This is a genomic window from Planococcus sp. ISL-110 (assembly GCF_018613575.1).
Classification (GTDB): domain Bacteria; phylum Bacillota; class Bacilli; order Bacillales_A; family Planococcaceae; genus Planococcus.
Genome location: NZ_JAGGPX010000040.1, coordinates 1 through 9,017, shown reverse-complemented (window position 1 = coordinate 9,017; position 9,017 = coordinate 1). Strand labels below are relative to the sequence as shown.

Here is a 9,017-nt window from a genome sequence, read left to right as displayed (position 1 = left end):
CTCCTGGAATACCAACGAGAAAGATCCTTGACTAATGATAAGAAAGCGTCCGCCTGGAGCGCAGGATCCTGTATAAACACGATAAAATAAGTATTCATTCTTTGAATACCATAAATATTCTTTTGTCTACAAGCTCAACAGGAGGAACCTTCTTTTTAAGGTTCCTCCTGTTTTAGGTGAATTGGAAATCCGGCTTTATCGTACTTTTTCAAGAAGAGAGCTGGTCAAGAAATCGCTGCAGGCGGATACTTCCGCTCTTTATTTTAAAAAGTATTCAGCTTATATGCGGAATATAGCTTACCTACTTTTACTTATAATAAATCGTATTTGCGCTATTTTTTTACTATACTTAAACTACCATATAAGTGGAGCTAACGATCTTTCATTGCTGATATTCCGTAAAACAGCTGCGCTATACCTGCTAATAAGTTAATGAAAAAAATCTCATATTTGATTAAGTAAGTCTCTCACCGCCGGCGCGTCCACGGGCATGGCGGTGGATAAAATGATGATTCTCAAATTCACCTCATATAGAAACATCACTCATTACAAAAAGGAGGAAGCAAGATGAGCGAACAAAACGAGTTAACATCCGAACAGAGCGAAAGACTGCTTACTGTCCTGAAAGAACGGTTTGAAAAACACATCGATCGCCACGAATGGATGCACTGGGACAAGATCCAGGAAAAGCTGGAGGCGCATCCTGAGAAGCTATGGTCACTCCACGAAATGGAACAGACAGGCGGAGAACCGGACGTTCTGGAGTTTGATGAAGCGACCAACGCATACGTCTTTTATGATTGTTCAGCGGAAAGTCCAACTGGCCGCAGAAGCCTTTGCTTTGACCAGCAGGCACTGGATTCACGGAAGAAAAACAAACCAGAGAACAGCGCAGTAGCGATGGCAAACAGCATGGGCATCGAGCTGTTAACGGAAGAACAATACCGGACGATGCAGCAACATGGTACATTCGATCTCAAAACGTCCAGCTGGGTGCAAACGCCGGAAGACATCCGAGAACGCGGCGGTGCCCTTTTCTGCGATTCCCGTTACGGACATGTCTTCGTATACCACAACGGTGCAGAGTCGTATTACGCAGCGAGAGGATTCCGCGGTTTGTTGAGAGTTTAGTTTTAACAAGAACTGCATAGATAAAAGGCATTGCTGGAACCCTTGAAAGGGAACAGCAATGCCTTTTCTGTCCTGAACTTAAATAATTCATTTTCCGAATCTATATTTCCAGTCCTACAGCCGCTCTTCCATCCAGTCAATCATTTCATCATAGATTTTATACTTGGAAGGCTCGTTGAAGATCTCGTGCATTAAGGAAGCATAAATTTTCAGGGTTTTATCTTTTGAACCGATTTCCCCATAAAAGTCCCGTGAATCTTTTTCAGCGACCAGTCCGTCTTCATTGCCATGCAGTACCAGAACCGGATCGGTGAAGCTTGCAGCATGTTCCTTCAGCCAGGCGATTCCCGGCGCAAATTCATTGATAAGGCCCACGGAAATCTTCTTTTCCACCAATGGATCTTCCCCGTAGGCTTTGACAACTTCCGGATCGCTGCACACCCCTTCTCCCAGCTCATTGTCCAGATACGTGTCTGCCGGCAAGTCCATTGGCAGTGAACCGAAAATTTCCTTATTGTAGCGGGTCAAGGCACCGGACAAAATGACGCCAACCGCTCTTCCCGGATATTTTGTTGCGTATGCGGCCGCCGTGAAACCACCCATGCTGTGGCCAATCAAAAAGACCGGCTGCCCCGAATTTTCTTCCTGTGCCCAATCCATGATGGTTTTCAAATCGTCGGGCATCTCGTTGAAATCCTGGAAAAAAGTCCGCTTTCCTTCTGAACGTGCGTGACCCCGCTGTTCATAGCGATACACCGTGAAACCATGCTCCAGCAAGGTTTTGGCCAACGCATCGTACCGGCCTAAATGCTCTGCTAAACCGTGGGCAATCACCACTGCCGCTTTTTGCTTTTCCGCCTTATCCTTACGGGTAAACAGCCCTGTCCCATCAAACGACCGAATCATTTTTTCTTCACCCATCCAACATCCTCCATTCGATTAACCTATTTCCTATTGAGTAGTATTCTTCATTCATTGAAAAACTACCTTCCTCTTGACAAAAGGTTTTTTGGGCAAGCGCCTTTTTGGATTTGTGGATGCTTGATTGGAAGAATTCGATTGATGCCAACTTCACCTAACGGTATAAGGCTAAGCTTCTTGCGCTTCCGGATCTGCATCATTAAGGCGAAACTTCTTTGACTTCGCGCATGATCAATTTTTTTCCATCTATTGCAAGGGGCTTTTTCTCTTTATCCAAAAACATGAGCATTTTTTCCAAATCCGCAGGGCGTATGGCTCCTGGGAAACTCCATAAGCTAATGTTTTTCAGATCCGGATCCTCGAGAAAATCACCTAACGGAATAACTTCTCTCTCTTCGCCTGGAGGCGCCTCTCGCCATGTCGTGTATGCCACTTTTTCATTTTGAATAAGACCGAAAGAATAACCGAGGAACTCGGGATCAGCTGCATAAGGAATATCGTCACCCAACGAATCCTCAAATACAGTTAATTTGGTTGGAAAAACTTCAAAGTCTTTGTAAATATCGAAGAGCCTCTCAACGTACATAAAAGCAATGGAGATTGTTCCATCTTTATGAAGGAGGAAAGCAACTTGATGATCATCCAGAGCGAAAACAGCAGCATCTGATGTTTGAACCAATTCTTCAAATGCTGCTTCCGGAGTTTTATGATAATGTGTTTGAAAATAATTGACCGTCCACAGTACCACGGCCACTAGAGAAACCAGTGTAAAACTCCACATGATCTTTTTCATGCTCCCACCCCTTCTGAAGCTTTGACCTTGCCAAAATGATGTCTTCTTTTTTATTCACAAGCTAAAATCCCCCTGCTCGAAAGCAGGAGGATTCATGGAAGGAGTTTTAAAACAGGAATTTGGTCATCGACCGTCGTTTGCTTTTGGTTGGTAATCGGTAACAGGTAACGTCGTAATGGGGTATCGGTCATTGGTTTGCCAGTAGCCATTAGAATTTAGTTGCACCGAAGTACAATAGAGGTTTCCTTCCATGCCTTGGAGGGGAGTCTCACCACTCCAAGGATCAGAAATACTTGTCGCTGTCAAAATCCAAAACGATTGAATAGTTTTTGGTGTTGATGGCATTCGATAACCGGTTGGCCAGCCGCTCCAACTCGACCGCTTTCACGCGGTATTCTTCCGGGTCAAACATTGCCCGTCTGACGATTGGCGTGCCTTCCCCGTAGCCAAATTGAAGCTCTTCTTTCGCCGCAGAACCGAACTCCTTGAACTTCCGTGCCTTGGCACGCAGTTGGGTAGCCAGTTCAATGGCTTCAACGATCGCCAACTCTTCCCCGTTAAAACTCACTTCGTTTTTAAAATTGGCGCGGTACATCAACTTATCCAACAACCGAAAATCTTTTCGGATTTCGTCAATTTCTTCTTCGACTTGTGAGAGTGAGCGGGCTTGTTTCGGCTTTTTGCTGCCTTTTTCCATTTCCACAAATGCCACCCGGTCCATCTCTTCTTCCAATTCATGAATGCGTTTTGCTAATACAGACTTCAACTTTACAGCTTCTGCCAGCGAAAGATTCGACATGATCCTGTCTCCTTCAATTCATAATGGTTCGTATAATGAATAGCGTAGCAGACCGCCTATTTTTTTACAATATGCCATTAAAGAAAGTTTGGATTCTTCAGTTATATCTTAAAATCATGATCTGTATGGCCTCCCCATTTCAGTTCGATGCTCTCACCTTCCAGCTTATACAGGTGCGTTAAAATATCATCCATGTTCCCGGAGCGGATTTGATGGTAAAATTCCTTTTTCATTTCATTGATGAAACCCTTTCTGCTCAACTTGCTGCTGTCATCATGCGGAGCAAGATCCTTTTCGTAGTGGCTCATTTCCACCAAATCGTTTTTGTCGAAATGATAGGCACTGCCATCTGGAGCTGTCTTCAGGACGAACGGATAATCTTTGATTACACCAAGGTTATCTTTAAATGAAAAATGATTATGTTTGATAGAAGAAATGTCATGCACAAAAATGGTCTTCTTCATCGCAGTCATCCTTTCTTTTTATCCTTTGCTCTTTAATTATAAAAGTCACTATGGAAATTTCAATTCTAAATTTTCAGATTATGTAGATCGAGGGTACCTTTCGATAAAATAGAAAAGGAACCCTTCTGCCTTTAAAGCAGTCGGATTCCTTTTCTATTCAATCATTATTAAATTAAAGCTGCTTTCTTCTCTTCTATCGCCTTCCGCCATTTCATCAGCTCGCGTGCTTCGATCTGCTTTTCCAGTGTTTCGTCCCAGTTTTCGGTCATGCCATTCCAAACGCGGGCATAAAAAATGTCCTGCTTCTGGTCGTACAATTGAAATTCGATGCACGGAATGTAAACCGTGTCGTGCTCAACGCAGCCTGTAATCCCGCTGACAATCGTTTGAAAGCTCTCTGCTCCGCGGTCCGACAGTTCCTTGGCAAGAAGCTGCTGTATGCGGTCCTTGTTCAGACTGTTTTTTACCGGGTAGCGGTACAATGGGAGCGCGTCTTCTGCCTCCGCATGGGCATCATCTTCTGCCAATCGGTACACGTCATGGGCGGCGCTATAGGAAATCATGGTTTTGTCCCCGTCCATCTCTTCATCAAAAATGCCTTTGCCCAGGTAATCATAGCCCTTCGCCGTCAGTTTGTAACCGGACTTTTCCAGCCCAATCAAACCCGTGCGCTGCATCTTGTCGATCAGGTCGCTGATAAACAGCTCTTCCACAAACAGCATGTCAGACAACGTGGCCGCACGGCGGACATCGGCTTCCTGAAAAGCCAGCAGCAGCATCTTCATCAAAATATCCATCTTCAAGCGTTTGACCCGGCTAAAACCGACATCGTATAAAACGACCGGCAACTTCCACACCTTTTCGTTCACGATCGACACGTCGGGGTTTTCTGTTACGCGCGTTCGCAGCTCTTCTATCAGTCCATCCACTTCTCTACCCCCTGCTCTTTGCCAACAGCTTCAAGCCGTTTTTCTTTTTCACCACATTTAATACATGCTTGTACATATTTCTTGTTTCCGGTTGCTTGGCACGCTCTGTGAACATCTGCGAACTGCCGACCAATACCAGCAATTCTTTGGCACGTGACAGCGCCACGTTTAGCCGCCGGTAGTCTTTTGCAAAGCCAATATCGCCATGCTTATTTTGGTTATTGCGCACCATGCTCAGCACAATGATATCCCGTTCGCTTCCTTGGAACCGGTCAACGGTTCCTGTTCGGACAGTCAAATGCGGCAGACGCAGCTCCTGGTCGATCATGCGCTGCAGCCGCTTGACCTGTTCGCCGTAAAAACTGATGACGCCGATGCTCTTTTGCTGGTCTGCATGAATGCGCCCGGCTCTTTTCGCTTCTCCGGCCGCATCGTTCAGCTCCACCAATAATGTACGGATTTCTTGGAGCTCTGCGGCATTGTACAAGCTTTTTCCGCCGCTCATCCGCTCTTCAAAATAAGCCGATTCGTTCGGCAAATCCAGCCACATGAGGTGGTTGTTCCGCTTCACAGCAGTGGATTCCAGCAGATGGTCGCGATCCCGGTCAGAATCCGCAATGCCACATTGCAATTGGTCCCTTTCCAGTTTATAGAACGGCGAAATGGTTTCCATGATGTCTTCGTGCATCCGGTATTGGATGGCGAGCATCGTCTTGTTGGCTGCCGGGAGATTTTTATAAAGCCGTTCAAACAGCGACTCTTCCAGCAGCTTCTCGAGTTCTTTCTTTTCTTCAAAGCCGTTGTCTTCGTCGATCATTTCCTGGAGCGTTTCCTCCAGCGTATCGTTGCCTAGAAGCGGCGGCAATTGATGGTGGTCGCCGACCAAAATGATTTTCTGGCCTTTCAGCATCGGCAACAACAGCTCTGGCGGCGTGGCTTTGGACACTTCGTCAATGATGACCACATCAAATTCCGGATAGTTGTCGATAAAATCCTTGCGTGCCGATGCCACGCAGGTCGTCCCGATCACATTGGCGTGCTTGATGTACATTTTCCGGATCTCGTCCAAATCGTGCTCGTTCGCGCCTGCCAATAAATCCAGCCATTTTTTCTGCACCGACTGAAGCAAAGGCAAATTCTTCATTTCCTGTTTGAGTGATTCCTTGGTGAAAGACAAACTGGCAAGTTCTTTAGCTGCCTGTTCAAGCTGCTGCTCTACATCCGAAGACAGGATTTCGCGCAATGCGAGCAGTTCCTGTTCGTATCCCTTTACAGCTGTTTCGACTTGCTGGATGTCGTTATTCACTGCCTCAATCCGTGCATCATTGGTTTCCAGTGCCGCTGTCTTTTGCGTGCGTTCAGCCTGGTGGTCCGCAACCTGCTGCTTGGTCTGTTCATAGAGGGCTTTGTTTTTTTGCAGCTTGGCAAGTTCCGCTTTTCGTTCAAGGACTGCCGCTTCGAGGTCGGCTGGAAGATCCGCCGGATTCGGCATTTGGCGGTAGCGCTGTTCGAGCGGCACCATGTCCTCCTGCTTTTTCTCCTGCTGCTCCAGCAATTTCCCGTCCCATCCGCGGTACTGTTTTTGCTGGCTGACAAGCTCTTCGCATAAATGCTTTTTCAAGTCCTGGAAAGCCCGTTTCGACTCCGCTGCATAGACGTCAACAGCCTTCAGCTTGGCGCCTCTTCTCCACAAATCACTTTGCCGTCTGTACAAACCCGTGAGCGCTTTTTTCAGAATGGCCGGATCGTTGCGCTGTGCACTTTTCAGTAAGGTACGGAGCTTTTCCAAATACCCGTCGATTTCCGCAGACGTATAAGCTTCTGCCTTTGCCAGTGCCTGCTGTTTCAACTCGTCAACAGAAATGCCGGCAGGGGCCACCAGTTTTTCGATATAGGCAATCGCGGCTGTGACCTGCTCGTTGTATTGATTGAGCTTGCCCCATTCCGCCATGTTTTCGCGGTTCGCTTCCAGCCGGTTGATCAGGTAGCTGATGGTTGGGGTTTCCTCGACCCGCTGCTCTTTCAGCATGTGGAGCAGGTCATCAATTTTCTTGATGCTGTCCATTTTACTGATGGCAAGGTTCTTCTGTTCGATGATTCCTGCGATTTGATCGCGTCTGTCCGTGACCACTGCGAGGTCCTGCCGTTTGGCAGCCAGGTCCTGTTCAAGCCGCGGAAGCCCGAGGACACCCTCGAACAGCTTGATCTGCTTGTGGATCCGCAGCTGTTCTTCCTGAAACCACGTGCCGTCTTCTTTGCCATCAATCGAGGCGGAACCCTGGCCAATCAAATCCGCAAGCTCATGCAGCCGATGCGCCAGTTCCCGGCTTTCGTTTACAGCTTTGCCTTTTTCGCGTTCAAATGTTCCCAGTTCCAGCTGCTTTTTTTCAAGCAGCTTTTGAATCGACTGCTGTTGGCTCTGCGCTTGTTTTTTTTCTTCAACGGCCACTCCCAAGCTTTTATAAACCGGCTGCAGTTTCCCGGTAGCCTGCTCATTGGCCAACAATTCGTTTTTTAATTCGGGTTCGCGTTTTTCACGCATATCGTATTGCGCCGTGATTTCTTCCAGCGTATGGTCTTTCCAATACTGGCCGACGTTTTCTTCGATAAATTTCTTGCCTTCTTCTTCGATGCTCTCGGTTCGTCCGACACGCAAAATGCGGATATCCTTGTTGGCAAGCAAGCGGCCGAGTGCGTTATCGACCGCCAGATTCGACTGTGAAGCAACCAGCGTCCGCAAGCCTTTGCGGGCATTTTGCAGGCAGATTTCCGAAATAACCGTGGTTTTCCCTGTTCCCGGTGGACCTTGGATCACATACAGATCCTCTGCTGCCATCGCGCCCGAAACCGCCTTTTGCTGAAACTCGTTGAGCCGGTTATGGAAAGACAGCTTCTCCAGAGGCCGAAGCGGCTTGACCGGCGGTTTTTCCTCGAAAAGAAGCCGGTCGAGATTGGAGTTTACCGCAAGGCCTTTCTCGAGATTTGCAAAGCCTTGCCGCAGCCGCCTGATTTGGCTTAAAGCCGCAAAGTTGCTGAAGACGACTTCCCTTTTATCGAGTGCCAACCCTTTTTCACGGAGCTGTTTGACCATATAGCTTTGGAGCTCTACTTCCACTGTCCGATTGGCCGCTTTCACGACCGTACCGACATCTCCGGCAACTCCAGTGAGCCGTACCGTCAAATTCTTCAATGATTTCCATTCTGTATCTTTCAGCTGGCAGCCTTTTAAGGTGATGCGGCTGAAATCGTGGCTGAACGACAGGCTGGAATAGCCCGTCTTAATATCCGGAATATCCATGCCTTGCTCCTGGATCTTCAAATAGCCTTCCCAGCTGCCGATCCGCTTTTTGACATAATCCGAACTTTCCTTGGCCGGCGTCATCCGGTTGACCAGATTGATCAACGAGACAGGAGCCGGATCACGGGATCGGTCGAACACCAGGTATTCCTCGCGCTGCCAATTGGTGCCGAGCGCCTGATAGGATTTTCGCATGGTCAGGTTGGTGACCAGCAGATTGTGGTTGGTGAAGACTGCGTGAAGGACGATTGACCCTTCGATGTCCTTTCCGGTCAGCCGGACATTTTCCGCCCTGTCCAAAATCAACGCGACCGAAAGCTCGCCATCCGCATTGGATGGATAGCGCTCGATAAACACCTTGAAAGGTTTGTCCGCAACAAAAAACGAGCGTTCGCTGATGCCGAACCCTCCCATTTTTTCCGTAGCCGTCTTGGTCAATCGTATTGAAGTTTTGTATGTTGCTGTATGTGCTTTAACCATTTAATCACCTGTTCTTTTAAAGCTGAAGAAATTTCAAACCGGCTCATTTTGCCTGATCTGTTTTCATCTAATCATATCATCTATTGGTGGAAATTAGCTTTAAAAGTTATGAATTTAAGCGAATATATGTTCCTCTTTGTGTAAGGTGTATCAAAGAAGTATAGATTTGAAGAAATCGCTTCAGGCGGACGCTTTCTTATCA

At 47.3% G+C, this 9,017-nt stretch carries 7 protein-coding genes; 1 reads left to right on the top strand and 6 read right to left on the bottom strand.

All coding sequences use genetic code 11. The annotated features are described in order from the left end of the window. Positions 1-567 precede the first annotated feature (567 nt). Complete coding sequence (locus J7I83_RS17555; protein ID WP_215102899.1) at positions 568-1,131, top strand: DUF4256 domain-containing protein; 564 nt, start codon at positions 568-570, stop codon at positions 1,129-1,131. A 114-nt stretch (positions 1,132-1,245) separates the two neighbouring features. Here J7I83_RS17555 and J7I83_RS17550 read toward each other — a convergent pair whose 3' ends face one another. From J7I83_RS17550 to J7I83_RS17525, 6 genes are all read right to left on the bottom strand, one after another. Beyond that, a complete protein-coding gene (locus J7I83_RS17550) occupies positions 1,246-2,052 on the bottom strand; it encodes an alpha/beta hydrolase (protein ID WP_215102897.1) in 807 nt (268 codons plus the stop codon). 199 nt (positions 2,053-2,251) lie between these two features. Next, positions 2,252-2,845: a hypothetical protein gene (locus J7I83_RS17545; RefSeq protein ID WP_215102895.1), complete on the bottom strand. Its 594-nt coding sequence runs from the start codon at positions 2,843-2,845 to the stop codon at positions 2,252-2,254. 283 nt (positions 2,846-3,128) lie between these two features. Continuing rightward, positions 3,129-3,644, bottom strand: a complete 516-nt coding sequence (locus J7I83_RS17540) for a DIP1984 family protein (protein WP_215102893.1) — start codon at positions 3,642-3,644, stop codon at positions 3,129-3,131. A gap of 101 nt (positions 3,645-3,745) precedes the next feature. Further along, positions 3,746-4,108, bottom strand: a complete 363-nt coding sequence (locus tag J7I83_RS17535; protein WP_215102891.1) for a hypothetical protein — start codon at positions 4,106-4,108, stop codon at positions 3,746-3,748. Positions 4,109-4,275: 167 nt separating this feature from the next. Next, the gene (locus J7I83_RS17530) at positions 4,276-5,037 is read right to left on the bottom strand and encodes a hypothetical protein (protein WP_215102889.1); all 762 of its coding nucleotides are present in this window, start codon (positions 5,035-5,037) and stop codon (positions 4,276-4,278) included. A 4-nt stretch (positions 5,038-5,041) separates the two neighbouring features. Next, positions 5,042-8,815 (bottom strand): AAA domain-containing protein, encoded by a 3,774-nt coding sequence (locus J7I83_RS17525; protein ID WP_215102887.1) that lies wholly within the window; start codon positions 8,813-8,815, stop codon positions 5,042-5,044. Positions 8,816-9,017: the final 202 nt, after the last annotated feature.

Coding starts and splice junctions, on each gene's coding strand:
- J7I83_RS17545 (WP_215102895.1), bottom strand. CDS start 2,845: ATGAAAAAGATCATGTGGAGTTTTACACTGGTTTCTCTAGTGGCCGTG.
- J7I83_RS17555 (WP_215102899.1), top strand. CDS start 568: ATGAGCGAACAAAACGAGTTAACATCCGAACAGAGCGAAAGACTGCTT.
- J7I83_RS17550 (WP_215102897.1), bottom strand. CDS start 2,052: ATGGGTGAAGAAAAAATGATTCGGTCGTTTGATGGGACAGGGCTGTTT.
- J7I83_RS17525 (WP_215102887.1), bottom strand. CDS start 8,815: ATGGTTAAAGCACATACAGCAACATACAAAACTTCAATACGATTGACC.
- J7I83_RS17540 (WP_215102893.1), bottom strand. CDS start 3,644: ATGTCGAATCTTTCGCTGGCAGAAGCTGTAAAGTTGAAGTCTGTATTA.
- J7I83_RS17535 (WP_215102891.1), bottom strand. CDS start 4,108: ATGAAGAAGACCATTTTTGTGCATGACATTTCTTCTATCAAACATAAT.